Source organism: Halomonas sp. DP5Y7-2 (assembly GCF_019802025.1).
Taxonomy (GTDB): domain Bacteria; phylum Pseudomonadota; class Gammaproteobacteria; order Pseudomonadales; family Halomonadaceae; genus Halomonas; species Halomonas litopenaei_A.
In genome coordinates, this window is sequence record NZ_JAHVHY010000010.1 from 158,799 (window position 1) to 185,364 (window position 26,566).

A 26,566-nucleotide genomic window follows, 5' to 3' on the forward strand; every position below is an offset into this window, starting at 1 on the left:
GCGATGCTCATGTGCAGAAGGTGATGCAGTAGTATGCGCAAAGATGTTTTCTATACGGGTGGCAGTATTGCTTGCACCAGTGACATGCATCTGGGCAGCGCTTGTCTGCCTGCTAAACCTTTAACGCATCTTCCAACATCTTGACGATGACCAGCCCAGGCTTTGCGGGCAGGTGGTCGCCGGCGTAGTGACGTATGCTGGTGACACTGTCTCTCAGCTTTCTATGGCGATCCTTCAGCCGGGCAAGCTCCTCAGCCATTTCGTCCCGGTCACCCTGCGCTGGAAAGGCCTTTGTGGAGGGTTGGCCGCCGCTGGCGGTATCGTTGCGACTTGCAGTCACCGTTATCTCCCGACCGTTTTTCAGGTCAAGTGAAAGGTGCGCGCGAAGGCGAGCACACCTGCTGAGCGCACTGTGACATGGTCCATGTAGCTTCGACATAGTGATCAGGAGGTAGCTGGCCTGAAGAAGCGAGGTAACGGCGCTGGCATCCCCCTCGTGGTCGGGTGGATGGCAGGCCAAAGGCGACACATGGTGGCCGCCGTGACGCCTTGTTTGTCGCTGGCGGTCTATGGCGCCGGATCGTGGAACTCGGGCACGGCGACGGCATCGTTATGCGTCACGATTTCCTCAAGCTGCTGGCAAAAGGTACTGAAGGCGTCGCTGGCGTGACCCGGACGGCGATGCATCTCAATTTCAACCTGGCCCAGAGCCGGCAGACCGTGGGCGTCATCCAGAATCCGGCAGCCCTCGGGAACGCTGCGGGGCGTCTTGACGGTCACGGCCAGGCCTGCTTGAACGGGCAGGTTGATGCCAGTCGGTGATTGGCTCGAGTAGCGCAGCTCCCAGGCGCGTTCCTGCTTGCCCAGGGCCGCCAGGGCATGGGCTCTGAAGATGCACCCTTCAGGGTTGAGGGCGAGCGGCAGGCGCCGGCCGCGGGTAGGGTCTGCTCCTTGGGCGGCAACCCACACCATCGGCTCCCACCCAAGCAGCTGGCCGGACTGGGTAGGGCCATGGCGAATCGAGAGCACCACGTCCAATAGCCCCTGCTGGAAGCTATCCACCAGGCCAGCACTGATGCCGCAGATGACCTCGATACGTGTGCTGGGATAAGCCTCTGCAAAGCGTGGCAGCAGCTCCGGCAGGTAGGCGCTGGCCTGTTCTTCCGAGGTACCAAAGCGAATCTTTTCACCCTGCTGATGATCTCCCAGCGCGGCTTTGGCCTCATCTTCCAGGGTCAGCATGTGTCGGGCATAGGGCAGCAGGCGCTCCCCGTCCGCCGTCAGCAGTACGCTGCGACTGGTGCGCTCGAACAGCGACTTGTGCATCTGGTCCTCCAGTCGCTTGATCTGCAGGCTGACGGCGGACTGGGTGCGATGCAGCACTCGTCCTGCGGCGCTGAAGCCTTGGCACTCGGCCACGGTGACGAAGGCGCGGAGCAGGTCTGTGTCCATGATTAATGAGCCTTTGAAATAAGTAGTATCTCAACCATTCATTTCTATTATGGAGAGCCGCTCCCTATCCTGTCCAGCAACACACCAGACAGGCAGGAGCTTCTCATGCAGGCCACCGATGCGCCCACCACGTCCTCGCTGGACGGTCTGATCGACCTTGAGCACTACCCGATTCATGACCTGGACGGCGAGTCCGGCCGGGCGCTGATCCAGCGCTGTCACGCTCAGCTGGCCGACGACGGCTGCGTGGTGCTCAAGAACTTCGTGCCGGCCGATGCGCTGGCGCGGCTGGAGCGCGAGACCGAAAGGCTCTCACCGGATGCTCACTACAATCAGACCGAAACGAATCCCTACAACAACGCCGGGGATCCCGAGCGGCCCGCGTCGCATCCGCTTAATCGCTTCGACGATCGCACCAACGGCTTTGTCGCCGGTGACCGCATCGGTGAAGACACGATCATTCGTCAGGTCTACCAGCATCCGGACTTCCAGCGCTTTATCGCCACCGTGGTGGGCATGGAGGAGATTCATCAGTATGCCGACCCGCTGGCGGACCTGGTGGTCAATGTGCTGAGAGAGGGCTGCCAGCATCCGTGGCATTACGACACCAACGAATTCATCGTCACCATGATGACTCGCCAGTCCCACGGCGGTGGGCGCTTCGAGTATGCCCCCGGCATTCGTAGTCCTGAAGGCGAGAACTTTGAAGAGGTCGAAAAGGTGCTGGATGGCGATCGCTCGCGTCTCAAGGCGCTGGACCTGCAGCCAGGTGACCTGCAGGTCTTCTTTGGCCGCTACTCTCTGCATCGCGTGACGCCGGTGGAAGGCCAGAAGGAGCGCCACACCGTGATCTTCGCCTACGCCAAGGAGCCGGGTTTCATCGGCCGCCCAGAGCGCGCCCAACGTATTTTCGGCCGTATGGCGCCGATTCACGAGACCCTCCTGAAGGAAGGCATGAATCGTACCGATTCCCTGGCGGATTAAGCGTGGAGTGCGGCGGCCGGGTTCTAGCTGAGCGTCTCAGAGCCCTGTCCCAGAGAGCCCCGTCCCAAACAGCCCCGTCCCAGAGAGCCCGTCCATAGAGCTCCGGACAGGCCGCACCCAGCGTGATTTTCTGCCCGTTTGAACAGGACCCTGACATGAGCATCGTCGACTTCGACAACCTTACCGACAATGAACCGGATCACATTCCCGTGGTGCCATCAGCGCCGATGGCCAACGGCGATAGCATCCCCACGGCGTTTGACCCGAAACAGCTGCGCGCCGGGCGCCTGGCGCGGCTGCGCGCGACGATGGCGGAGCAAGGCTACGCCGCCATGGTACTGTTCGACCCCAACAACCAGCGCTATGCCACCGGGTCGCGCAACATGTTCGGCTACTTCCTGCGCAACTCGACCCGCTACATCTATGTGCCCCTGGAAGGGCCGGTGATCCTGTTCGAATACCCGGGCAGCGCCCACGTCTCTACCTGGCTCGAGACCATCGATGAATCGCGCACGTCCAAGGTGGTGTGGTCCGCCGTCAATCAGCGCGACAACCTCTCTTCGGACCCCTTCGGTGTGGAGATCGCCGAGCTGATCGAAGAGCACGGGCGCGGCAACCGCAAGATCGGGCTGGATCGCTGTGCGCTCAACCTGGCCCGTTCGCTCGAGGCCCAGGGCCTTGAGGTCTTCGACTGCATGCAGGACACCCTGCACTGTCGGCGCATCAAGACCCCGGAAGAGATCGCCTGTCTGGCCCAGTCCATGGCCGGCAGCGAGGCGGCAGTCGCTGAGGTTGAAGCCGCGATCAAGCCCGGCATCACCGAGAACGAACTGTTCGCGGTCATGTACGGCAACGTCATCCGCCAGGGCGGCGAATTCATCGAGACCCGTCTGCTGTCGTCCGGCCCGCGTACCAACCCCTGGTTCAATGAGGCCAGTGACCGGGTCATCCGTCCGGGCGAGCTGGTGGCGCTGGACACCGATACCATCGGTTGTCACGGCTACTATTCGGACTTTTCGCGTACCTTCCACGTCGGCCCGAATCGCCCCAGCGCCTACCAGAAGGAGCTGTATCGGATGGCCTACGACCAGGTGCACCACAATATGGGCATCCTGAAGCCAGGTATAAGCTATCGCGAGATCGCCGAGCAGGCCTGGAAGATCCCCGAGCGTTTCTTGGACCGTCGCTACCCCTCCATCATTCACGGCGTCGGCATGCACGGTGAAACGCCGCTGGTCGCCCACCATATGGACTTTGATCGCTTCTCCAAGGATGGCGTGCTTGAGCCAGGCATGGTGGTGTCCGTGGAGAGCTACATCGGCGAGGTGGGCGCCGCCGACGGGGTCAAGCTGGAAGAAGAGGTGCTGATCACCGACACCGGCGTCGAAAAGCTGTCCCGCTATCCCTTCGACGAGGCCCTGCTCGACCGCCAGTTCTGAGCCGCATCATCTGCGTACCATGCTGCGCCGGGCTGCATGTGAGATGGCCGCCCGGCGCTGACGCCTTGTAAGAAAGTCATATCGAGAGTTTTGATGAAAGACGTGAATCATTGGATCGGCGGTGAGTCACAGCCGTCCCAGCGCCATCTGGATGTCATCAACCCGGCCACCGCCGAGCCGGTCGGGCGTGTCGCCCTGGGCGACGCTGCTACCGTCGAGTGTGCCATCGAGGCGGCCCGCCGCGCCCAGCCTGCCTGGCGCGACACCCCGCCGGCCAAGCGCGCCCAGGTGATGTATCGCTTCAAGATGCTGCTGGAGCGCGACGCCGACGAGATCTGCGCGCTGGTCAGCGAAGAGCACGGCAAGGTGCTGGAAGACGCCATGGGCGAGCTCAAGCGTGGCATCGAGAACGTCGAGTACGCCTGCGGCGTGCCGGAGCTGCTGAAGGGGGAATATTCCCACAACGCGGGACCGGCCATCGACACCTGGTCGAATCATCAGCCGCTGGGCATCGTGGCCGGGATCACGCCGTTCAACTTCCCCGCCATGGTGCCGCTGTGGATGTATCCGATGGCGCTGGCCTGCGGCAACGCCTTTATCCTCAAACCCTCCGAGCAGGTGCCGTCGGCAGCCGTGAAGATGGCCGAACTGCTGGCTGAGGCTGGACTGCCGGATGGTCTGTTCAGCGTTGTCCACGGCGACCGGGAGGTGGTCGAGGCGCTGATCGATGCGCGCGATGTGAAGGCGGTGTCCTTCGTCGGATCGACCCCGGTGGCCAAGGCGATCTATCAGCGTGGCGCCGAGAACGGCAAGCGCGTGCAGGCGCTCGGTGGCGCCAAGAACCACGCCGTGGTGCTACCCGATGCCGACCTGGACAACGCCGCGAGCACCCTGATCGGGGCCGCCTACGGCAGCGCCGGTGAGCGCTGCATGGCGATCAGCGTGGCGGTGTGTGTCGGCGATGACACCGCCGATAGGTTGGTGCAACGGCTGTCCCAGCAAGCCCGTGAGCTCAAGATCGGTGCTGGCACCGAGCCTGGCCTCGACATGGGAGCCCTGGTCAATGCGGGCCATCGCGACAAGGTGGCGGGCTATATCCAGCAGGGTGTCGACGAGGGCGCCGAACTGATCGTGGATGGCCGTGAGCATCCGCTGGTGGCCGCTTCACCGGGGTACTTTCTCGGCGCTAGCCTGCTCGACCGGGTAACGCCGGAGATGAGCGTCTATCGTGACGAGATCTTCGGACCGGTGCTGTGTGTTGTCCGCGTGGCAAGCTTCGATGAGGCCATTGCGCTGATCAACGCTCATCAGTACGGCAACGGTACCTGTGTGTTTACCCGGGATGGTGAGGCAGGGCGGCGCTTCGCCGATGCCATCGAGGTGGGCATGGTCGGCATCAATGTGCCGCTGCCGGTGCCGGTAGCCTTTCACAGCTTTGGCGGCTGGAAAGAGTCGCTGTTTGGTGACCTTCACGCCTACGGCCCCGACGCGGTGCGCTTCTACACGCGACGCAAGGCGATCTCGCAGCGCTGGCCCAGCCAGCGCCAGAAGGAGCAGGCTCAGTTCAACTTCCCCTCGCACTGAGCTCTCGCCTAACGAGCCCCAGGTCGCGGGCTCGTGAGCCAAGCGCCCATCCCATCCGGTGGGCGCTTGGCGTTTCAGAGATGCCCTGCTGGCTGACGTCGATTCAAGGGGAACGTGAGCGGTGCGACAGGCTGGGGTGGAAGGCATTGCCTGGCCGGTAGTGTGGCAGCACCGTCTGGCGCTCGGCGACGCTGGCATGCAGGCACTCGTTACCGAAGCGAGCAAAGCCGACAGGCCTCAGGTAGCGCAGCGGGGATACCAATTGGTAGAGGTTTGACAGAAACAGGGCGTAGGAGTCGACGATGTCATCGTCACGGGGCGGCGCTCCCAACAGCGGTCGGCTGTGTGGCGCCAGTGTCAGGCCGTGGAGTGCGGCACGCGTCATCATCCAGTCAAGGCTGATATCAGAGAGTGCGCGCTGCTCGACGCCACCCCCCACATTCGAGTGAGCACCCGGAAACCAGGCCTGTTCCAGCGTGGCGGTCGTGGTCTGCGGCGACCACAGGGTTGGCGCGAAGGCCTCGCGATGTTCGTCGATGGCCAGCGCCTGATAGGCATGACGGACCAAAGGGCTCAGCCTGGTATCGTGAAACTCGAACAGTCGTCGGTTGAAGTTGGCAAAGCTCCTCAGGGGAATGCCGAGACTGCCCACCGTGTCCCACACTCCGATCATGTGAATGTCTGGCATCCAGGTATAGCGTGAGGCAAAGCGCTTGGCTTCGGCGGAGTGCGGCCCCCGTCGGCGATCGCGATAGAGCCTGTACGCCCTGCACGCCAGCTGACGGTGGGCGGGCCTCAACAGCCCGGTGGTGTGAAGCAGCCCACTAAGGCTGCGTGCCGTGTAGGCGCCCCTGCTGAAGCCGAAGAGAAACAGTCGGTCGCCCGGTCGCAGCAGGTCGATGAGTTCGACATAGGCGTCGAGCAGAATGTCGGAAAGACCTAGCCCCGTGGCTCCCGACACCAGTCGCTCGTACCAGCGGCGACCGCTACCCACGCCCCGGTAGTAGCGAGTTATCGTGCCGCCCTCGGCCATGGGGTTCTCGAGCACCGCCTGGTACAGGCGACTCACGTTGGTATTGGTATCCCCATCCTGCAGGTCCGTGTCAGGCACCTGCCAGGTGCCATCGAAAAACAACGCCACGTTCTTGGCCATCGACCTTCCTTGCTCTCGCTGGCGGCGCCCGGAAAACGCCCGGTCATCGCTGTCAGTGTACGTGCAGGTGGCGGCGTCGACCTTGCGCCAGGACCAGCAGGCGGGCGAACGGGCCTAGATTGAACGGTTGGGCATAGGAGAAACGGCTGGGCATAGGAGAAACGGCTGGGCATAGGAGAAGGGGAGATCAGGCGTTGTTGCACCGCACGAGGGGGATATGAAGGGTGATGAACAGATGGTGCCAGCGAGAAAGCGACGGCGGCCGTGTGGCCGCCGTCGCTACTTGGTCGCCGGATGCGCGCTGGTCAGAAACGCGTTTCCCAGGTCTCCACCACTTCCAGCTGGTCATCGACGAGATGCAGCTGACGCCACTTGTCGAAGGTCATGCAAGGATGCGACGCGCCGAAGGCCAGGACGTCACCGATACGCACGTCAGTAGCGTCGGCCGGGAGTTCGATAAAGGTATGCTGGTCCATCTGCTTGATGACCTTCCAGCCGTCTACCGACAGCGTCTGGTCGGTAGGACCGCCTTCCCGGTAGCGGCGCAGCGCTTCCGGGGCCAGGTCGAAGCCGATATCGCGCTTGCCCATCGCTACGATAGCCATGCCGGGCTCCGGCAGGGACTGCACCTGGGCAAACACCTCTAGTGCGGGCTCAAGGCCCTGGTGAAGGTCCTTGCGGCGTGACAGAACGCCGGCCTGGGCCTCGCGGTAAATACCGTGGTCATGGACGACATAGCAGCCCGGACGCAGCACTGGGGTGAACTTGCCGTCCAACCCACCGTCACGGAATTCTTCGGCGATCAGGTCATACCAGGCAGACCCTGAGGCGGTGACGATGGGCAGATCGCGCTCGATCAATCCTTCACTCGCCAGTTGCTTGACGTTGGCGATGAGCCGCTTGGCGTAGCGTCGAATCCCGGCGATGGGATCGTCACCGTGCACGACCCCTTCATAGCCTTCCAGACCGGCCAGAGCGATGCCGGGCAAGGCCTTGGCCCTGCGTGCCAGCTCGACTACCTCGGCATCGTCACGCAGGCCGCACCTTCCCCCTTCGACACCTACCTCAATCAGGATATTCAGGGTGATGCCAGCGTCACCAAAAAAAGTGCCTAATTGATCCAGGTTCTCCGCACTGTCGACGGTCACGAAGAGTTCGGCGCCTGCGCGGATCAGGTCGGCGGCGATGGCCATGTTCGCCTGGCCCACCATCTGGTTGGCCACCAGCAGCCGATTGACCCCCTCGGCAAAGGCGGCGCGGCACTGTGGCAGTGTGGCAAGGGTGATGCCCCAGGCGCCGGCATCGAGCTGACGACGAAACAGCTCAGGCGTCATCGTGGTCTTGCCGTGGGGCGCAAGCTCAGCCCCGTGTTGGCGGGCAAACTGCTGCATCCAGTCCAGGTTATGTGCCAACGGGCGCTGATGAATGACCGCAGCGGGCAGGCTGACATCCGCCAGCAGGCCACGACCGGTTTCCAGGGTGCCCTTGTGGGACCCCTTGGTATCCATTGCCGCGGCGGAGTGCGCAGGTGAGTGAGACGACAGTGACATGAGGATTCTCCTGAGAGCTGAGCGAAGGTCATGTTACGCCGGGCGTGGCCATTGGCAACCGATGAAAATTGACCTGACTACGACCTTTGTAGGAAATTTTCATAAAACTATGGATTGATGTTAGAAACTAACATAGCGTAATGACAACACCGATAGCGAGCCCTTTCGATGGGCTTATTGACCTGCCATCGCGGTAACGGCTAGGAGCCTGTCATGAGTCAGCAGATCGACATCCTGTCCCGAATCACTGCCCTTGTCGGGTCGCTGAGCGACTCGGAGCGCAAGGTGGCGGAGTTGATCTTCGAGGATATCGACTTCGTGGCCGAGGCCAGCATCACCGACATCGCCAGGCGCTCTGGTGTCAGTGATGCCACCGTGACCCGCTTTGCGCGATCCGTGGGCTGCGACAACGTGCGCGATCTCAAGCTGCGCCTGAATCGAGCGCTGGCGGCAGGTCGCCGCTTCATCGAGGACGCCGACCCGGCGCGGGGCCCTGCTGCGGTATACGACGTTGCCACCCAGACGCTGGCGATCAATCGCGAACTGTTGCTCGAGGCGGACATTGCCGGCGCGGTGGAGCGACTGGACCAGGCACGTCAGATCCTGGCCTTCGGCTGCGGCGGAGGCTCAAGCGTGATGTGCCAGGAGCTGCAGTTTCGGCTGATGCGCCTCGGCTATCCGGTCAGTGCTTATCCGCATGGCCTGGTCCCGCGCATGGTCGCCGCCACCTTGGATCCTGACGATGTGGTGGTCGTGCTGTCGGTGTCCGGTTATACCCCGGAGATGGTCGAGTCGGCTCAGATTGCCAGTCAATACGGAGCCCAGGTCATCGCCCTAACCGCTGTTGGTTCGCCCCTGGCCGCAGCGGCCGATGTTGTGTTGCCTATCGCCACCCGAGAAACCGATTTCATTCTTCACCCTTCGGCGTCGCGCTACGCGCTGATGGCCGCGATTGACGTGCTGGCGCTGGAACTGGCCATGCGTCATCGCGACCAGGCGCGTGCCAAGCTGCGGCGATTGAAGATTGCACTGGATGACCATCGTGGCGGCGACAATCGTCAGCCACTGGGAGACTGATATGCAGCATGACCTCTTGATCCGTGGCGCCACCCTGCTGGATGGCACTGGCGCCGACCCGTTCATCGCCGATGTGGCCATCAAGGGCGATCGCATCGTGGCGCTGGGGCAGTTGGCGGGACACGAGGCTCTCGACGTCATCGAGGCGCAAGGTCTGACCCTCACGCCTGGGTTTATCGACGTTCACACCCACGATGACACCAATGTGGTGCGCACCCCTGACATGCTGCCCAAGCTAAGTCAGGGGGTGACCACCGTGGTGGTGGGCAATTGTGGCATCAGTGCCTCTCCGGTCCAGCTGGCAGGTAGCGACGTGCCGGACCCCATGAACCTGCTGGGTGAGGCCGACGACTTCGTCTATCCCACCTTTGCCGCCTATGCCCAGGCCGTCGAACAGGCGGCACCGGCCATCAATGTCGCCGCGCTGGTGGGGCACACCAGCCTGCGCTCTCAAGTCATGCAGGACCTTGAGCGACCCGCCAGCAAGGAAGAGATTGCTGCCATGCGCGCATCCCTCGAGCAAGCCCTTGCCGAAGGAGCGATCGGGATGAGCACCGGGCTTGCCTATCGCAACGCCCGCCAGGCGCCGAGTGCCGAAGTGGCGGCATTGGTGCGTGCGGTCAGCGCTGCAGGGGGCATCTATACCACCCATCTGCGTGACGAGTTCGCCGGCCAGGCCGAGGCCATGGACGAAGCCTTCGCCACCGCTCGTGACGCCAGCGCACCCTTGGTGATCTCTCACTTGAAGTGTGCCGGCGCCGGTAACTGGGGGCAGGCACCAAGGGCGCTGTCGCAGCTGACCGATGCGGCCACCCAGCAGCGGGTGCACTGCGATTGCTACCCCTATACCGCGGGTTCGTCGACGCTGGACCTGGGCCAGGTCACGGATGAAATCGAGATCACTATCACCTGGTCGAAACCGCATCCCGAGCAGGCGCGCCGGCCACTCGCGGCGATTGCCGCCGACTGGGAGGTGTCACTGCTGGAGGCGGCCAAGCGGCTGCAGCCGGCGGGAGCGGTCTACCACAACATGTGTGAAGAGGATATGCGCCAGGTACTGGCGCACCCGCTGACCATGGTCGGCTCGGATGGCCTGCCCAATGATCCTCATCCCCACCCGCGTCTGTGGGGCGCCTTTCCCCGAGTCCTCGCCCATTACAGCCGGGACCTGGCGTTGATGGCGCCCGCCGAGGCGGTGCGCAAGATGACCGGGCTCTCCGCTGCCACCTTTGGCCTTGAAGATCGCGGAGTGATTCGCCAGGGAGCGTTCGCTGACCTGGTGTTGCTGGACCTGGAACGATTGGACGACAGCGCCACCTATGACCAACCCAAGACGCCCGCACAAGGCATTCTGCGGGTGTGGGTCAATGGCCACACGGCCTATACCGAGGGCAGGGCCTCGAACGAACGTAACGGACGCATGTTGCGTCGAAGCGTGCGCCTGGAGGCGACGCCACTGTAGCGAGCGCTTCGCCAAGGAACGCTCAACATATCAAGAGTTTGCATCTGTACCTGACAGGAGAGTGAAAGATGAGCATCAAGCGTTATGGCGCCGAGGGAGGCGTAGGCACCGGTGGACAGAAACTGCCGTTCTCCCGGGCCGTCGAGGCGGGGGGCTGGCTCAAGGTGTCTGGCCAGACACCCATGACCGACGGTGAAGTGGTGGAAGGCGGCATCATCGAGCAGAGCCGACTGGCCTTCGAGAATGCGCTGACCATCGCCCGTGAGGCTGGGTACGACATCGAACACGTGGTGCACGTGACCGCGGTGCTGACCGATGCCCGCTACTTCCAGTCGTTCAACAAGGTCTTTGCGGAGTACTTCAAGGATCACCCGCCGGCACGTATCTGCAGCGTTCAGGACCTGGTGGTGGACTGCAAGGTCGAGGTCGATCTGACGTGCTATCGCGCTGACCGGGCCTGAATAAGGAAGGGGATCAGGGGATAACCAGGGGCGAGCGGCAACTCGTCCTGGGCAGGATGCCCGCATCGCAGTGAAGGAGGGCGCCGGGTCCCGGCAAGGACCCGACGCCAGGCTCAGCAAACGCTTACGTTCACTGTCTCGATCGCGGCAACGACCGAGACGACAAGTATAAGAGGTCTGTATGAACAGTCATCTTTTCCTTGCTACCTTTTGTATCTACATCGTCCTGATGATTGGCTTTGGCTGGTGGATGTCGCGCAATGATCGCGGTTCCGGCGATGATTTTCTTCTTGGCGGGCGCAGTGTCCCGCTGTTTCTGACCATCGGCACCACCGTCGCCACCATGGTGGGTACCGGCTCCAGCATGGGAGCCGTAGGCTTTGGCTACGCCAACGGATGGGGCGGGGCGCTGTATGGCCTCGGCGGCTCCATCGGCGTGCTGCTGTTGGCGCTGTGTTTCTCCGGGGTGCGGCGCTACCGCTTCATGACCATGAGTGAAGAGCTGTCGTTCTATGTGGGCGCCAACCGTCTGGTGCGCAATGTGGTGGCCCTGTTCATCTACATCGCCTGTATCGGTTGGCTGGGTGCCCATATCCTTGGCGGCGGTCTGTATCTTGCCTGGATGGCTGACATCCCGGTGTGGCAGGCCAAGCTCATCGTGGCCCTGGGGTTTGGCGTCTACTGTGTCATCGGTGGCTATATGGCGGTGGTGTGGACCGACACCGTCCAGGCGATCGTGCTGTTCGTCGGCTTCTTCCTGATGGCGGCGGTGGCCGTGGTAGAGGTAGGAGGCTTCGCCGAGATGACCGCCTCGATGGATGCCGCTGCCACCAGCTTCCTGGCGATCGAAAAGGTTGGCCTGGTACCGGCGCTGTCACTGGTGGCGGTCATCGCGGTAGGGGTGCTGTCGACTCCGTCCTTCCGTCAGCGGATCTACTCCGGTGCTTCCGTGGGTTCAGTGCGTCGCTCCTTCCTGGTCACCGGCTGCCTGTACATGTTGTTTTCCATCGTCCCGGCGATCATCGGCATGTCGACCTATGCGCTGAACCCTGGCCTTGAAAACAGCAACTTTGCGTTCCCTTACCTGGCCACCGAAGTGCTGCCGCTGTGGCTGGGCCTGCTGCTGCTCGTCGCGGGCCTCTCGGCCACCATGTCCAGCGCCAGCAGCGATGCCATCGCCGGGGTCACCACCTTGATTCGTGACCTCTACGTGCTGGTCAAGGGTCGTGCTCCTTCGGCCAACAGCGTGGTCTGGCTGTCCCGTGTCGGTCTGGTGTTCACGATCAGCCTGGCGCTGGCCTTCGCCCTGACCTCCGATAACGTGATCGCCTACATCACCAAGATGGTGGCCACGGTACTGGCGGGCATGTTCGTCTGCGGGATTCTGGGACGTTTCTGGTCTCGCTATACCTGGCAGGGGGCGATCGCTTCCCTGGCAACTGCCTCGATAACGTCACTGGTGGTGATCAGCCATAGTGGCTGGAACCTGTACTGGGGCAATCCGAGTATCCCGGCAGTGGGAATGGCAATCCTGGTGGGTATCGTGGTGAGTCTGTTCACCCCAGCATCCGAGCTGACCGAGGATCAGGCGCTGGAGCTGATCACCCAGGAACGTGAGCGTATGGAAGCCGTACCCGAGGTGCCACTGCGCAAGGGGGCCAAGGCCTGATCGAGTAAGGCACTCATGAGGATTCCAGGGCCCCGCGTCATGCATGTGACGCGGGGTTTTATTCATCGACCATCTTGCACAGGGCCCCGCCCCGATAACCCTAGGGTGACTTGAGCGTCCACATGTTCCTGAGGACATCATCCTTGAGTACCCAGTGATGGAAAAGGGCGCCCGCGATATGGCCGCCCAGCAGCACCGGCAGCAGCATATCGGCGCCCCAATCCTTGTGAAAACGAGCGAAAGGATCCATCAGGCTTATCAGCGGTTGGGCCAGTGCATCCGACAGCCAGTCAGCCACTGGCAGGCGTTGAAACGAAGGCAGTGTCCACTGGCCCAGCACCTTGAGGTCGAAGCCGGTGCCGACATAGGCCGCGACTGGCAGCGCCAGCCGTAACGCGAGCAGGCCTCGGTGAGCGAGGCGAGTCAACCGGGGCAGGCCCTGGGGGGCAGGTCGAGGCAGCCATAGGTGCGTCATCAGCAGGCCCAGCGACAGCGCTACGCTTAACAGTCCCAGGTTGATGTGGGCCACCAGCAGATACCAGTTGGCGGCTTCCAGTTGGGTGGTCGCCCACTTGCGCCCGTAGGCGCTCAGGTAAAGAAGGCCGATGGTCAGTGCCAGCAAGGCGTGCAGGGCACGACTGGTCAGGGCGTGGCGGGCAGGGTGGACATCGGGTACGTGGGGGACGTCGCGGTCTCGGCTTGCGGGCATGGAGGAAACCTCTTGGGCTCGGTAAGCCAGGCATCAGGCAAGTACCGCCATGCTGACGCCTGTCCCTTCGCCTGTCAGCCATTGCCTGTGCCATGCTGAGGAAGATTCGCCCTCGGAGCCTGCCATGTCGATCTTTCTCGTCACCCTGTTTATCGCTTCCCTGCTGCCGATCCTGCTGGCCTGGATCGGTGCCGCCTGGCGCGTGCGCCAGTTCGGCCATCTCGATAACCGCCATCCGCGCGCCCAGCAGGCCGCCATGGAAGGGATTGGCGCGCGCCTGCATGCGGCCCAGTCCAATGCCTGGGAGGCATTGATCGTCTATCTGAGCACGGCCGTGGTCGCCATGGGCGCTGGCGCCGATCTGAACAGCCTCGACACGCCTGCGCTAGTCTTTCTTGCCTCGCGCCTGCTGCATCCCATCGCCTATGCCCTCGACTGGCAATGGATCCGCTCTGGTGTGTTTGCCATGGGTATGCTGGCATGCCTTGTCATCATGATCGGGGCGCTGTGGTAGGCGCCCCGATACGTGCCTCTTGCCTGGGTCGCCGTCGGTGGTCAGACGGCCCTCACTGGCGCTATGTCAAACTATCCACCAGTCGCTGACAGATACCGTCCAGGGCCTTGGCCTTGCCTTCGTCTGCCAGACTACCGTCTTCATGGAAGGCCTCACCGGCACCGCCGACGGCGAGCTGGTCGGGCAGGACGGTCACGCCGATGTTGCTCAGCAGCTGGCGCAGTAGAGGCAGGGCACGCAGTCCGCCGAGCCCGCCGGGTGAGGCGCCCACGATGGCGGCCACCTTGTGCTGATAGGGTTCGAGCGCGCCCAGGTCTCCATCAGGCCGAGACACCCAATCGATGGTGTTCTTCAACAGAGGCGTGATGAAGCCATTGTATTCAGGAGAGGCGATGGCAAGGCCCTGGTGGTCCATGAACATGCGCTTCAGGCGGCTGGCGTGCTCTGGCAGTCCCTCTTGCTCCTCCAGATCACCGTCGTAGAGCGGCATGGGAAAATCTGCCAGGTCAACAAAGGTGGCGTCGCCCCCACAGGCATCGATACGCTGTGCCATCAGTTTTGCCAGACGCTTGTTATAGGAGTTCTTGCGAGCGCTGCCCGCGAAGACCAGGATACGTGGACGTTGGTGGCTCATGACGTGTTCCTCCATGTCAGGTTGATGCGCTAGGGCAGTCGTCAGGGCGTTGAGATGGGGTGCAAGCACAGACGCGAACCCGCTGCTCCGTCATCATGCAATGTACACTACGTTGAAGGCACACGGAGGCTGCCCATGAAGTATCCCAAGACCCCGGATGGTCGTTACTTTGTCGCCAAGAATCGGTTGTGGCGCTGCACCGATCCAAGCCTTGATGAGGCGTTTCGACAGCGCCACGTCAAGGCGTTGATGGCAGCTCGTCGAGCGGTGAAGGATGCCAGGCAGAGTGAGGACGAGGCTGCCTTGAAGGCTGCCCGGGCACAGGTTCAGGCCGCCAAGGAGGCACTCGGCGAGCGCGGCCCCGTGTGGTGGGACGATGGAGCCGAGGATGAATCCGGCAAGGCGCCGCACAACAGCAGCTACGCCGACTGGTGGGCGAGTCGCACCCCCTGACACAGCAGATCGCTTCCATGGCAATGGCGGGGCTTCCAGGCGCTGTCCCTGCCACTGCGGTATGGTGCCAAAGCGGGGACTTTCAGCCTCCCAGTCCCGCTGGGCCTCGATAATCGCTTTGCGCGAGTGCGCAGTGATAAAAGGACCACATGATGGTTCCTCTGGGTCCTCGCTCCTTCCCTCAGCTGGCTCTGGGTCTCAGCTGGTCCATGGCAATGGCGGGGCTTCCAGGCGCTGTCCGTGCCACTGCGGTATGGTGCCAAAGCGGGGACTTTCGGCCTCCCAGTCCCGCTGGGCCTCGATAATCGCTTTGCGCGAGTGCCCAGTGATAAAAGGACCACATGATGGTTCCTCTGGGTCTCGCTCCTTCCCTCAGCTGGTTCTGGGTCTCAGCTGGTCCAGGGCAAGGGCGGGGCTTCCAGGCGCGGTCCCTGCCACTGCGGTATGGTGCCAAAGCGGGGACTTTCGGCTTCCCAGTCCCGCTGGGCCTCGATAATCGCTTTGCGCGAGTGCCCGACAAAGTTCCACCACATGACAATCTCATCCTCGAGCGGCTCGCCGCCAATCAACAGCATACGGCTGCCAGGCGACAGGGTGACGTCGACAGCGTTGCGGCCGCGCCCCAGGTAGGCCAGCTCATCTACCTTGAAGGATTCTCCGTCCAGGGTCAGGTCACCCTCCAGCACCAGCACCCCGTATTCGAATGCTGCCTGAAGCGGCAGCGTCAGCTGGGCGGAGCGCTCGGTCTGAAGATCAACGCCCACCAGCGGAGAGAAGCTCAGGGTGGGTGCGTCATGCCCACCGTAGTGGCCAACCAGAAGAGTGAAGTGAACATCCTCCTGGGACCAGCGGGGCAGGTCGGCGTAGTGGTCGAAGCGAGGCGCCGTGTCAGCGTGTTCAATAGGCAACGCGATCCACAGTTGGGCGGCATGCAGCTCGTCACTGTCCTCGAGGCTCTCTTCGGTATGGCTGATGCCATGGCCCGCGGTCATCAGATTGACCTCGCCAGGCCGGATGACCTGATCACTGCCTAGACTGTCGCGATGATGCACTTCACCTGACAGCATCCAGGTGAAGGTCTGCAAGCTGGTATGGGGATGGGGGCCGACCCGCATGCCCTCACCCTCGCGCAGGATACTGGGGCCCGCGTGATCGAGAAAACACCAGGCGCCGATGGTTCGGCGGTGTCGAGTAGGCAGCACGCGATGGATTGGCAGCCCTCCGACAGCGGCCTCTCGCGAGCCAATACGCTGAATCTGATAACGTCCCTCGATGACCGGACAATCCCGTGAGGACGAAGGGCGGCGGGGTGTTTCGTGCAGGCTCATGGGCGGCTCCCGGGGCAAGTGGGGTGACAGACCTCTGGTGAGGGCGGACCGGCGAGGCCGACTGGCAGGTTAGTGGAGCCGGTGGTGCTGGGATAGACGCTATCAAAAGCCTAGTGTGCCCATTCGGTAGCGACAAGCCATTTACTCTCCTTAGAGAGGCTTTGATCTGCATGAGCTGGGCCTGCAGGAACACGGTGCCCCTCTGGCGCAGCCACAGCGATGGCCAGCAGGCGCTGATGGGTAAAGCGTGCGGCTAGAGTCAGTACGACCATTCGCGCAGGGGCTGGTACGCCCTCAGGGACTGAAACGACAACGCCACGGCGAACCGTGGCGTTGAGGGTCAAGCGGGGGCATTCATCAGGATCAAGCGTCGGTCCTGGTGGTGCCTTCGGTCTGGCCGGATGTTCCAGGCCAGGCGCTGCGGTCGACCTTGCCCTTGAGCTTCGGGAACTGGTCGGGGTCGAAGGTGGGCTCCTTGCCCGCCTTGAGCTGTCGCTCGTAGTCACGGAACAGCGCGAAGGCCAGGGGCGACAGCAGCAGGATCGCGATCAGGTTGATCAGTGCCATCATGCCCATGGACAGGTCGGCAAAGCCCCAGATGGTCTTCAGCTGCGCCACCGAGCCAATCATGATCATGGCCAGCACTGCCAGCCGATAGATGAATACCGCGCCGGCAGAACGGCGCTTGCCGGCCAGGTATTCAATGTTGGACTCGCCGTAGGAGTAGTTGGCGATCAGTGACGTGAAGGCGAACAGGAGAATGGCGATCGCCACGAACATGCCGCCCCAGCTACCTACGTGCTCGGTCAGCGCCGTCTGGGTCAACTGGATGCCGTTGGGGGCATCGCCACTTTGCAGGGCCGGCTCTGCCAGAATGATCACTGCCGCTGTCGCGGTGCAGATTACCAGCGTGTCGAAGAATACCCCCAGCATCTGGATAAAGCCCTGAGCCGCTGGATGGTTGGGTCGAGTGCTGGCGGTCGCTGCCACGTTGGGGGCGGAGCCCATACCGGCCTCGTTGGAGAACAGGCCGCGCTTGATGCCTTGCATCATGGCCTGGGCCACGGCGTAGCCCACGGCACCGCCGGCGGCTTCTTCAAGACCAAAGGCGCTATTGAAGATCAGGGCGATGGCGCCTGGCAGCTCCTCGATGTTCAACGCCACGACCACCAGTGCCAGAATCAGGTACAGCACCGCCATGATCGGCACGATCAGCTCTGCCACCTTGGCGATGGAGCGCAGGCCACCGAAGATGATCGGCGCTACCGCCACCAGCAGGGCAACGCCCACCACCCAGGTCGGAATCGAGAAGGCCTGCTCCATGGCTTGGGCAATAGAGTTGGCCTGGACACTGTTGAAGGCGAGACCAAAGGCGATGATCAGACAGATGGAGAAGGCAACCGCCATCCAGCGTTGGCCGAGGCCTCGCTCGATGTACCGGGCAGGGCCGCCACGGAAGGTCTTGTCGCCGTGGTCGACCTTATAGGCCTGAGCCAGGGCAGACTCGACAAAGCTGGTAGCCATGCCCACCAGAGCGGTCATCCACATCCAGAAGATGGCGCCGGGGCCGCCCAGGTAGATGGCCACGGCGACACCCGCCAGGTTGCCGGTGCCCACACGGGCGGCAAGGCTGGTCGACAGCGCCTGAAACGAGGAAATGCCTTCGCCGCCGTCACGTGATCCCTTGAGCAGGGAGAACATATGGCCGAAGAAGCGAAATTGAATACCGCGGGTCATCACGGTGAAATAGAGGCCAGCGCCGATCAGAAGGTAGACCAGCAGCTTGCCCCAGATCAGGCCGTTTCCAGCGGAAACGACGCTGTTGAACCAGGTGGCGATGGAGTCCATGTCAAAGCGTTCCATTGGTAGGAATTCGGTGGCCATTTTTCACGAAATGGTAGGGATGACAAGGCGTGTGGCGAAAAGATTGAGTTATCGCGTTGATTTGTGGATATGTTATTAGACTTTGGTAGTATTTTTGCGCCTGATGCAGCACTTGGCGCGTTAGTAGACAGGTCGCTGGCCTGTCGAGCGCATGCTCAGAGACACAAGTGCTGCGCACCGCGCACGCTGGAGGATGTCGTGCGCTAAAGATGATTACCCTTAGTCAGGCCTGTTGATGGGTCATCGTTGGCGTGGCGCCAACATCTGAACGCATCGATGGTGAATACGTCGAAACTGTTGATGCATTCCTCGAGCTCACTGAAGGAGATACCCATGAAGGATACCCCCCAAGGCGAACAGCATCCGGGCGTTGAAGCGGCACCGGCGGCTACCCGTGGGTTTCGTCTGAACCACAGCATGTTGAGGGTCAAGGACCCGCAAGTATCGCTCGCCTTTTATTCCCGCGTGTTTGGCATGAGCGTGCTGAGGCGCCTGGATTTCGAGGAGATGCAGTTCTCGCTGTATTTCCTCGCTAACCTGGATGCCCAGGATGAGGTGCCTGAAGATGTGGCGGCTCGCACTACCTGGACCTTCCAGCAGCGCGGGTTGCTGGAGTTCACGCACAACTGGGGCACTGAGGAGCAGGAAGGACGTATCTACCACGATGGCAACGCCGAACCGCAGGGGTTTGGTCACATCTGTTTTGCAGTGCCGGATCTGCACGCCGCGGTGGCCTGGTTTGATGAAAATGACGTCGAATTCATCAAGCGCCCCGAACAGGGCAAGATGAAGGACGTGGTCTTCGTCAAGGATCCGGACGGTTACTGGATCGAGGTGGTCCAGCCAGACCTGATGTCACAGGTGGGCAAAGGCTGAAGGCGCTTGGCCCGTATCACGGGCTAAGGAAACACTGCATAAAGGCCTGCGCGGCCGATTCATTGCGTGACGCGCTGCTCGAACTCTCAGCGATACCGCATAGGCTCCGGGTTCCGCGCTGCGGGCGCCTGGTGCCTCATGCCACTCGACTGATGTAGTCAGCACTTCTCTATCGGGACGAGCCAGCCGACGTATTGACGCTTATCTAGCGCGGCAGGCAGTGCACCAGGCTGTCACGCAGGCTGCGCGGATGAAGGCCCAGGTCGTCGAAGGTACCTACACCGCGTGACACCAAGTTGTCCTGCTGGATCAGCCACAGCATGTCACGGGTGAGCGGGGCAGACGGCAGGGCCTTCATGGTCGTGGCCAGGGCATGCCATAGCCACATCGGCGTCGTCAGCAGGGTGGGGTCCCTATCCAGATAGCGGGCGATTAGCGTGACGAGGTCGCGATAGCGCACGGCGTCAGGTCCGCCCAGCTCATACAGCGCACGCGGCAGATCTGGACGGGTGGCCAGGCGTCCCAGCGCACTGCCGAGATCGCCCACGTGAAGGGGCTGCAGGCGCACCTCTCCGGTGCCGAAGAGCGGGACGACCGGCAGTCGAACCAGGCGTGCCAGTGTGGCCGTCAGACCGGCCTGTGGGCCATACAGCACACTGGGCCTGACGATGACAGCCCGTGGGACCTCTTCCATCACCGCCTGCTCGCCCAGGGCCCGGGCGCGTACATAAGGCGAGGGTGAGTCTGGCCGCGCTCCGATACCGGAAATCAACAGGTAGCGGTCGACGCCGGCGGCCCTGGCCGCTCTGGCCAGCGCTGCGGCGCCCTCTACGTGGACCTTCTCGAAGTCCCCGCGGCGACGTTCCTGGTAGAGGCTGACACCATTGATCACCGCGCTGGCGCCCTCCAGTACCGGCGCCAGACTGTCGGGGTCTTGCAGGTCTGCCGCCATGGCTTCCACCGGGTCGCCGGGTTCGACCATGTCAGGTAGCCGGGGACGCCTCGCCACCACCCTCACCGCGTGTCCACTGAAATAGAGTTCACGCACAGCGGCAGCCCCGACAAACCCTGTTCCTCCGAGGACGACAACGGGGCGTGTTCTATCACTCATGGCCAGCGCCACTGTCGTTGCGCAGGAGTGCGTCACGCAGCCGCTCCACCGCCAGAAACAGCTGCCGCCTTGGCTGAGCCCCTGACAGAATGCCGGCATGCTCGCCGTCGATCAGGAAGCGCAGGGCAGGCACGCCGGCGATCCCCAGTGCTTGTCCCTCCTCACGAGACTCGCGGACGGCCTGACGATCTTCTTCATTGGCAAGGCTTGCCACCAGCGCGTCGCCATCGAGTCCCTGGAGACGAACGAGGTCTGCCAGTGCGGCAGGGTCGGAGAGATCCAGGCTGCGTTCGAAAAAGCCACTGAACAAGGCCTTCCTTAACGAGGCTACCTGCTGTGCCGAGGCGTGTCGTTCAGCCCAGGCCAGTGTCTCGAGCGCAAGGCGTGAGCGAGGCTGGATATCCGGCTGGCGCATGCTGAGTCCACGTTCGCGCGCCATGGGCAGCACAGCGTCACGCCACAGTTCGTTCAAGTAGTCGCCATGGGGATCCAAGGCCGGCTCAGGCTCTGGCCTCAGTTCGAATGGACGCCAGTGGATGTGGATGTCATCGCCGAACCGTTGCTCCAAGGCCTCAAGCTCCGGCAGCTCCAGATAGCAAAATGGGCAGCGCAGGTCGCTGAAGACCTCGAGCGTCAGGCGTGGGGGAGTGGGCGATGTCGGCATTCAACTCTCCTGAGTGGCAATACGTGGGACCGGATGGCGACGGAGTCGCCTCTAGCTTGACGACTGATGACGTCGAAGTGAAGCGCCGGCGACAGGCAGGCTCGATGCTGACGAAGGTGCCCAGGCCCTGCTCCCGTGCGAGGCGATGCCGGGCGGATGCGGCCGTGGCCCGGACCCAGCTCGAGAGTCGCCAGTACAAAGCCTCTGATGCAAAGCCCTTGAGCAAAGCCCTTGAGCAAAGCCCCTGGAGTCAGGCGCTAGGCGTCGTCGGACGGGCGAGCGTCGCGAAGATCCAGGGCGCCGGCGCGCTTGACGGCCCGGATGGCAAAGCTCGAATCCACGGTATTGACCATGGGCAGGGTCTGCAGCTGTCGCACCCAGCGTTCGTAACCTTTCAGGTCGGCGCTGACAATCTGCAGCAGATAGTCGAAGGCACCGGACACGGTGTGGCACTCGATGACTTCGGGCATCTCTGCCACGGCGGCTTCGAAGGCTTCCACCAGGGCATCTTGATGGCGGCTGAGCTTGACGTGGACGAACACCGTCAGCCCCAGCCCCAGGCGTTCGCGGTCCAGCTCGGCGCGGTAGCGCTGGATCAGCCGCTGTTGCTCCAGCCGGCGGATGCGCCTGGCGCAGGGGGATGGGGACAGACCCACTCGCTCGGCCAGCTCGTGGCTGGTGAGTCGCGCATCCTGCTGCAGCAGAGCGAGTAGATGGCGATCGATACGGTCCAGTTTTTTCAAGGAATTGGCTCAAACTTGCCATGAATACCGAAATATTGGCACGTACTGCCAATGTGGGTCCAGCGGCGAGTGTCTTTGCCTGCATTCCCCCGAGCATTGCCGGCAGACTGGCCTTAGCAGGGTGCTTGTACCGCTACCCCACACACAACCCTCTCGGAGTCCTGTCATGTCGTCTTCTCTGACCCAGGTGGCGCCGCTTGTCGCCTCTCCCCGGCGCGCCCTGTCGGGAGTCGCCGCTGCGCTGGGCGCGGTGCTGATCTGGTCCTGTTACTTCCTGTCGCTGCGCCAAGGGGCACTGTCACCACTGGGAACCCTCGACCTGACGCTGTTTCGCTACGCCGTGCCTGGCCTTGTGCTGCTGCCGTTGGCGCTGCGTCGGCGACAGCGTCTGTTGGCGGTCAACCCGGTGTGGCTGGTCGGCATGATGGCAGGCGCCGGCATTCCCTTCTTTCTGTTGGGGGCGGTGGGGATGGGACTGGCGCCGGTGGCCCACGGCAGTACCCTGATACCCGGGGCGGCGCCGCTGTTCGTCAGTACCCTGGCGGTGTGGGTCTTCGCCCAGCCGTTGTCGCGGGGGCGTGCCGCCGGGTTGGTCGCCATCGCAATGGGTATTGCCTGTCTGCTGGCGTCCTCGGGCCAGGGCTCGCAGTCCCTGCTGCTGGGGCAGGGCATGTTCTTGCTGTCCAGCGTGATGTGGGCGGTGTTCACCCTCAGCGTGCGTCAGAGCGGCCTGTCGGCGCTCGAGGCTACGGCGGTGGTCACGGTGCCCAGTGGATCGATCATTGCGCTGACGGTGGTCGCGCTCGAGGTGAGCGGGGTGGGGGGCTTGACGCTACACCTGGTGTCAGCCCAGGAGTGGCTGGGGCAGTTGGTGGTCCAGGGCATCCTAGTGGGGCTGGGATCTGGCCTGCTGATGGGCATCGCGATTCGACGGCTGGGCGCTGAGGCGACCTCGGCACTAGGGTCGCTGACCCCGGTGGTTGCCACGGCGCTGGCCTGGTGGGCGCTGGACGAGACGATCGGTGGGATCACCGCGGTGGGGATGTTGATGGTGGTGTTCGGCGTGATGATCGCCAGCCGTGGCCGTTGATGGCAGGCGTGTCATTGGCGTCAGCGCTGAACCAGAGACACCGCCCGTAGGCGGTGTCTGCGTCAATTGACTTCAGCGCTTCCTTAGCTCAAGCGCACCAGCATCTTGCCGCTGTTGGCGCCCTTGAACAGATCGAGGAAGGCCTCCGGGGTCGCTTCCAGCCCTTCACGCACGGTTTCCTGATAGTGGATATCGCCAGCGGCGACCTGGGGACCCACCTCGGCGAGAAAGGCCGGATAATTGTCCCAGTGCTCGAACACGATAAAGCCCTGCATGCTGGCGCGACGAATCAGGATCATGGCCAGGTTGGCGGGGCCAGGAGCCGGCCCTTCATCATTGTAGCGAGAGATCATGCCGCAGACGGCAATGCGTGCGCCGACGTTGAGATTGTTAAGGGCTGCCTCAAGGCAGACGCCGCCGACGTTCTCGTAGTACACATCGAAACCGCCTGGGCAGGCCTTGGCCAGGTCATCGCTGAGTGTGGCAGCGTCCTTGTCGCGGTAGTCAACCGCGACAATGCCCTGGGACTCGAGCCAATCGCGTTTCTTCTGGCTGCCGGCAAGTCCGACAACGGTGCCGCCCTTGGCCTTGGCCAGTTGTACCGCCAGCGAGCCCACGGCGCCGCTGGCTGCGCTAACCAGGACGTTGTCGCCTTCCTGCATATGCGCAATCGCATTGAGGCCTGTCCAGGCGGTCATGCCAGGCATGCCGAGAACGCCAAGGTAGGCTTGCTCGGGGACGTCAAGATCGGGAAGGGCGGTGACGGTGTCCGCTGATAGCTGTGCTACATCACGCCAGCCGCCCATGTGGGTGACCCGATCACCCACCTTGAAGCGGTCATCGCGGGATTCGATGATTTCACCTACCGCGGCGCCCTCGAGGGGGGCATTGAGGGCGAAGGGATCGATGTACGTCTTGACGCCGCTCATGCGGCCTCGCATGTAGGGGTCAACTGACAGCCAATGATTGCGAATGCGTACCTCGCCATCCTGCAGCGCCGGCAGTTCCTGCTGATTCAGAACAAAGACGTCCGGGTTGGGAGTGCCAGTAGGGTATTCGCTAATGCTGTAGTAGTTGGATTGCATCGATGCCTCCTTTGCTATGGGTAATCGCGTCCTGTCTCGTTCGCTAGATAAGGTGTCGCTGTTGGCCCTGCCTGCCGGGACGTTGCGTCCTGTAGCCAGGGGGCATTGCCCAGTGGATCGGACGACACCTCAGACACCGCTGAGGACGCGCCTTTGCTGAGGACGCGGCGTGGCCAATGGACTCAGCGCCTTGCTTGTGCGTCAATAATAGACCAGTCGGTCAAAGTCGTAAAGAGCTGCTTAGAAGGTAGGAAAAAGCCTCAGGCCATGGAGGTCTACTCTGTGCGACTGTGCTGAACGGAAGAGGTTCCTTGAGCAGGGGCGAGCGCGCTACTTGAGCAGGGGCGAGCGCGCTACTTGAGCAGGGGCGGGCGCGCTAAAAAGCGATCGTTATCGAACTAAAGTCTAAAGGCATCGATGTGCATTTTTAGCGAAGCTATGTCCGACATAACTCCACCAAGCGTCAGACACATGGAATAGCAGGTCTGACTCTGCATTCCCTTGTTCGGATGACCCTCATGGCAGCAGCCTCAACTCCCTTGCGTCGCGCGCGCCCGGACATCGCAGATGCCCTGGCCGAGGCGATCTTTGCCGGTGAGTACATGCCGGGCGAGTTCCTGCCCAGAGAAGTGGACCTGTGCGAGCGTTTCGCGGTGAGTCGTTCGACGGTGAGAAGTGCCCTGCAGGTACTGGTCGCCGCGGGCATGATCACTCGAATTTCTGGTCAAGGGTCGCGGGTGCAGCCCCTTGGAGGCTGGCACCTGCTCGATCCCAGGGTCAGCGGCTGGCTGGCGCGTTTCGCCCATCCTAATCCGGTGATCCAGCGCGAGGTGTTTGCCTTTCGCGTAGCCGTCGAGCCTTTCGTCGCCCGACTGGCCGCCGAGCACGCCACCGCCGCCGACCTGCTGGCCATCGAAACCGCCTATCAAGGCATGATCGAAGCGCTGGCCAGCGATGATCTACGCTTTCAGGGCAAGACCCACGACGAGTACGACGTGGCGTTTCACGAGGCCATCTTCACCGCATCGCATAACTTGGTGTGGGCGCAGATCAGCCACGTTCTCAAGCCTGCCATTGCGCTGCTGGTGGAGCGATCCAACCACAGCGCGGACAGGCTCAATGACAGCATGGATCGTCATCGCAAGGTGATGGAGGCGATTCGGCTGAGACAGCCCCGCGAAGCGGCCCGTGCGGCGCTCGCGGTACTGGAGCGCACTGGGCAGGACCTTGGACTGGAAGAGGTCACCAAGGCCTCATCGACGCTCGAGACAACCTTTGACGCTCCCGAACTATCTGCAACATGCCGACAAGAAGGATGAGATTCCCATGATGGCAAGCACCAAGCTCAAGACCCCTAGCGCCAAGCTCAAGCTGTTGAGTGCAGCGATTCTGGCATCCATGGCCGCTTCTGCTCAGGCTGCCGAGTATGAGTGGACCTTCCAGACCTCCGAAACGGCCGGCGAGCCTCAGTTCGAGATGAAGAAGGCCTGGGCCGACAACGTTTCGACGATGTCCAATGGCCGCATCGCCATCGAAATTCTGCCGGTCAATGCCGTGGTTCAGGCCAACCAGACCCTGCAGGCGGTGCAGTCCGGCATCCTTCAGGGACACCTGACCGATCCCAGCTACTTCACGGGTCAGAACCCGGCCTTCGGCATGATCGGCAACCTGGTGGGCGCCTGGAGCGACCCCTATGACTTCCTCGACTACATGAACAATGCCGGTGGCGAGGAGCTCTACAACAAGCTGGTCGAACCCTATGGTCTGCACCTGATCGGCGCTGCTGCCACCGGGCTGGAGTCGCTGCCTTCGACCAAGCCGGTGCGCTCCATCGAGGACATGCAGGGCCTCAAGCTGCGCGCTCCGGAAGGCATGGTGTACAACATCTTTGAAGCCGCTGGTGCCACACCGGTCAATCTGCCGGGCTCTGAGGTCTATACCGGTCTCGAGAAGGGTGTGATCGACGCTGCTGACTACACCGTGTTTGCCACCAACCAGGCACAGGGTCTGCACGAGTTTGCTCCTTACCCGCTGTATCCGGGCTTCCACTCCCTGCCGATGGTCGCGGTCTCACTGAACAAGGATGTCTGGGACAGCCTGCCGGACGACCTCAAGACCATCCTCGAGACGTCCGTTGATGCCCTGGCGTATGAGATGGTCGCCGAGCTCAAGACGCGTGACCTCGAAGCCGTGCGCGAAGCGCGCCAGAACCCGGATATCGAGATCATCGACCTGCCGGCGGAAGAGCGCGTAGCGTTCCGTAACATCGCCAAGCAGGAGTGGGAGAACTGGGCCGAGAAGAACGAGATTACCCAGGAATTCTACGAGTCCGTGGTGGCCTACCTGGAAAACCACAACCTGCTGTAAGCCCAAGGTCTCAGGGTAACGCGTCAGCCGTGCTGACTGTCGCCTGGTGTGCAGCGACACGGCATATCGCATAAGGGTGTACCGCGTTACCTGCCAGTGCCTGAACGTTCAGGGCGGTGCCACGGCACCGCCCCCTCATTTCCGGATCGTGCCCTGTCGCGATCCTCAAGCCGTCGAGGAAGTCCCATGACAGACCTGCCGGGACAGGACGCCGACAAGGCGCCCGAACGCGCACCCGACGTGGTGCGCAGCCGCTTTGACCAGGGCGTGGTCAAGG

Annotated in this window: 25 protein-coding genes; 13 read left to right on the forward strand and 12 right to left on the reverse strand. The window is 62.6% G+C overall.

The window, feature by feature from the left end; all coding sequences use genetic code 11:
• Positions 1 to 112 precede the first annotated feature (112 nt).
• Entirely contained in the window at positions 113 to 340 is a 228-nt protein-coding gene (locus KUW18_RS18630) for a hypothetical protein (RefSeq protein ID WP_222562082.1), read from the reverse strand.
• A 227-nt stretch (positions 341 to 567) separates the two neighbouring features.
• Positions 568 to 1,452 (reverse strand): LysR family transcriptional regulator, encoded by an 885-nt coding sequence (locus KUW18_RS18635; RefSeq protein ID WP_222483697.1) that lies wholly within the window; start codon positions 1,450 to 1,452, stop codon positions 568 to 570.
• Positions 1,453 to 1,557: 105 nt separating this feature from the next.
• On the opposite strand from KUW18_RS18635, the gene KUW18_RS18640 reads away from it, so the two are divergent.
• The 3 genes from KUW18_RS18640 (at position 1,558) to KUW18_RS18650 (ending at position 5,459) form a co-directional block, all read left to right on the forward strand.
• Positions 1,558 to 2,436, forward strand: coding sequence for a hypothetical protein (locus KUW18_RS18640; protein WP_222562083.1), 879 nt, complete (start codon positions 1,558 to 1,560; stop codon positions 2,434 to 2,436).
• Positions 2,437 to 2,591: 155 nt separating this feature from the next.
• Positions 2,592 to 3,875, forward strand: coding sequence for a M24 family metallopeptidase (locus KUW18_RS18645; RefSeq protein WP_206944295.1), 1,284 nt, complete (start codon positions 2,592 to 2,594; stop codon positions 3,873 to 3,875).
• A gap of 93 nt (positions 3,876 to 3,968) precedes the next feature.
• Positions 3,969 to 5,459, forward strand: coding sequence for a CoA-acylating methylmalonate-semialdehyde dehydrogenase (locus KUW18_RS18650; protein ID WP_206944293.1), 1,491 nt, complete (start codon positions 3,969 to 3,971; stop codon positions 5,457 to 5,459).
• Positions 5,460 to 5,562: 103 nt separating this feature from the next.
• On the opposite strand, the gene KUW18_RS18655 is transcribed toward KUW18_RS18650, so the two are convergent.
• Both KUW18_RS18655 and KUW18_RS18660 read right to left on the reverse strand, forming a co-directional pair.
• Positions 5,563 to 6,612 carry a DUF2235 domain-containing protein gene (locus KUW18_RS18655; protein WP_222562084.1) on the reverse strand — a complete coding sequence of 350 codons (1,050 nt, stop codon included), beginning with the start codon at positions 6,610 to 6,612 and terminating at the stop codon, positions 5,563 to 5,565.
• A 305-nt stretch (positions 6,613 to 6,917) separates the two neighbouring features.
• A complete protein-coding gene (locus KUW18_RS18660; RefSeq protein ID WP_409995838.1) occupies positions 6,918 to 8,162 on the reverse strand; it encodes an amino acid deaminase in 1,245 nt (414 codons plus the stop codon).
• Positions 8,163 to 8,375: 213 nt separating this feature from the next.
• Here KUW18_RS18660 and KUW18_RS18665 point away from each other — a divergent pair, with 213 nt between their 5' ends.
• The 4 genes from KUW18_RS18665 (at position 8,376) to KUW18_RS18680 (ending at position 12,831) form a co-directional block, all read left to right on the forward strand.
• On the forward strand, positions 8,376 to 9,239 hold the full coding sequence (locus KUW18_RS18665) for a MurR/RpiR family transcriptional regulator (protein WP_206944288.1): 864 nt from the start codon (positions 8,376 to 8,378) through the stop codon (positions 9,237 to 9,239).
• 1 nt (position 9,240) lies between these two features.
• Positions 9,241 to 10,701 (forward strand): N-acyl-D-amino-acid deacylase family protein, encoded by a 1,461-nt coding sequence (locus KUW18_RS18670; protein WP_222562085.1) that lies wholly within the window; start codon positions 9,241 to 9,243, stop codon positions 10,699 to 10,701.
• Positions 10,702 to 10,769: 68 nt separating this feature from the next.
• The gene (locus tag KUW18_RS18675) at positions 10,770 to 11,162 is read left to right on the forward strand and encodes a RidA family protein (protein ID WP_206944283.1); all 393 of its coding nucleotides are present in this window, start codon (positions 10,770 to 10,772) and stop codon (positions 11,160 to 11,162) included.
• Between the two features lie 181 nt (positions 11,163 to 11,343).
• Complete coding sequence (locus KUW18_RS18680; RefSeq protein ID WP_222562086.1) at positions 11,344 to 12,831, forward strand: sodium:solute symporter; 1,488 nt, start codon at positions 11,344 to 11,346, stop codon at positions 12,829 to 12,831.
• 100 nt (positions 12,832 to 12,931) lie between these two features.
• Here the strand turns inward: KUW18_RS18680 and KUW18_RS18685 are convergent, their stop codons facing one another.
• Entirely contained in the window at positions 12,932 to 13,540 is a 609-nt protein-coding gene (locus KUW18_RS18685) for a cytochrome b (protein WP_222562087.1), read from the reverse strand.
• Positions 13,541 to 13,664: 124 nt separating this feature from the next.
• Between KUW18_RS18685 and KUW18_RS18690 the strand changes: the two genes are divergently transcribed.
• A complete protein-coding gene (locus tag KUW18_RS18690) occupies positions 13,665 to 14,054 on the forward strand; it encodes an MAPEG family protein (RefSeq protein ID WP_222239329.1) in 390 nt (129 codons plus the stop codon).
• Between the two features lie 61 nt (positions 14,055 to 14,115).
• On the opposite strand, the gene KUW18_RS18695 is transcribed toward KUW18_RS18690, so the two are convergent.
• Positions 14,116 to 14,688 (reverse strand): NADPH-dependent FMN reductase, encoded by a 573-nt coding sequence (locus KUW18_RS18695; protein ID WP_224852163.1) that lies wholly within the window; start codon positions 14,686 to 14,688, stop codon positions 14,116 to 14,118.
• 135 nt (positions 14,689 to 14,823) lie between these two features.
• Between KUW18_RS18695 and KUW18_RS18700 the strand changes: the two genes are divergently transcribed.
• The gene (locus KUW18_RS18700; protein WP_261396794.1) at positions 14,824 to 15,141 is read left to right on the forward strand and encodes a hypothetical protein; all 318 of its coding nucleotides are present in this window, start codon (positions 14,824 to 14,826) and stop codon (positions 15,139 to 15,141) included.
• A 389-nt stretch (positions 15,142 to 15,530) separates the two neighbouring features.
• On the opposite strand, the gene KUW18_RS18705 is transcribed toward KUW18_RS18700, so the two are convergent.
• Positions 15,531 to 16,469, reverse strand: a complete 939-nt coding sequence (locus KUW18_RS18705; protein ID WP_222562088.1) for a pirin family protein — start codon at positions 16,467 to 16,469, stop codon at positions 15,531 to 15,533.
• A gap of 363 nt (positions 16,470 to 16,832) precedes the next feature.
• A complete protein-coding gene (locus KUW18_RS18710; RefSeq protein ID WP_222562089.1) occupies positions 16,833 to 18,317 on the reverse strand; it encodes an alanine/glycine:cation symporter family protein in 1,485 nt (494 codons plus the stop codon).
• Between the two features lie 369 nt (positions 18,318 to 18,686).
• Between KUW18_RS18710 and gloA the strand changes: the two genes are divergently transcribed.
• On the forward strand, positions 18,687 to 19,229 hold the full coding sequence (gloA, locus tag KUW18_RS18715) for a lactoylglutathione lyase (RefSeq protein WP_222562090.1): 543 nt from the start codon (positions 18,687 to 18,689) through the stop codon (positions 19,227 to 19,229).
• A gap of 205 nt (positions 19,230 to 19,434) precedes the next feature.
• Here the strand turns inward: gloA and KUW18_RS18720 are convergent, their stop codons facing one another.
• The 3 genes from KUW18_RS18720 to KUW18_RS18730 all read right to left on the reverse strand — a co-directional run bounded on the left by KUW18_RS18720 (position 19,435) and on the right by KUW18_RS18730 (position 21,747).
• Positions 19,435 to 20,340: a complex I NDUFA9 subunit family protein gene (locus KUW18_RS18720; protein ID WP_222562091.1), complete on the reverse strand. Its 906-nt coding sequence runs from the start codon at positions 20,338 to 20,340 to the stop codon at positions 19,435 to 19,437.
• Entirely contained in the window at positions 20,333 to 21,004 is a 672-nt protein-coding gene (locus tag KUW18_RS18725) for a DsbA family protein (RefSeq protein WP_222562092.1), read from the reverse strand. The genes KUW18_RS18720 and KUW18_RS18725 overlap by 8 nt, the downstream gene beginning before the upstream one ends.
• A 257-nt stretch (positions 21,005 to 21,261) precedes the next feature.
• Positions 21,262 to 21,747: an Lrp/AsnC family transcriptional regulator gene (locus KUW18_RS18730; RefSeq protein ID WP_224852161.1), complete on the reverse strand. Its 486-nt coding sequence runs from the start codon at positions 21,745 to 21,747 to the stop codon at positions 21,262 to 21,264.
• Between the two features lie 166 nt (positions 21,748 to 21,913).
• Here KUW18_RS18730 and KUW18_RS18735 point away from each other — a divergent pair, with 166 nt between their 5' ends.
• A complete protein-coding gene (locus KUW18_RS18735) occupies positions 21,914 to 22,837 on the forward strand; it encodes a DMT family transporter (protein WP_222562093.1) in 924 nt (307 codons plus the stop codon).
• Between the two features lie 83 nt (positions 22,838 to 22,920).
• On the opposite strand, the gene KUW18_RS18740 is transcribed toward KUW18_RS18735, so the two are convergent.
• On the reverse strand, positions 22,921 to 23,922 hold the full coding sequence (locus KUW18_RS18740) for an NADP-dependent oxidoreductase (RefSeq protein ID WP_222562094.1): 1,002 nt from the start codon (positions 23,920 to 23,922) through the stop codon (positions 22,921 to 22,923).
• A 518-nt stretch (positions 23,923 to 24,440) separates the two neighbouring features.
• Between KUW18_RS18740 and KUW18_RS18745 the strand changes: the two genes are divergently transcribed.
• Together KUW18_RS18745 and KUW18_RS18750 are read left to right on the forward strand one after the other, a co-directional pair.
• Complete coding sequence (locus KUW18_RS18745) at positions 24,441 to 25,241, forward strand: FadR/GntR family transcriptional regulator (RefSeq protein WP_206944260.1); 801 nt, start codon at positions 24,441 to 24,443, stop codon at positions 25,239 to 25,241.
• Positions 25,242 to 25,248: 7 nt separating this feature from the next.
• Complete coding sequence (locus KUW18_RS18750; protein ID WP_206944258.1) at positions 25,249 to 26,289, forward strand: TRAP transporter substrate-binding protein; 1,041 nt, start codon at positions 25,249 to 25,251, stop codon at positions 26,287 to 26,289.
• Positions 26,290 to 26,566: the final 277 nt, after the last annotated feature.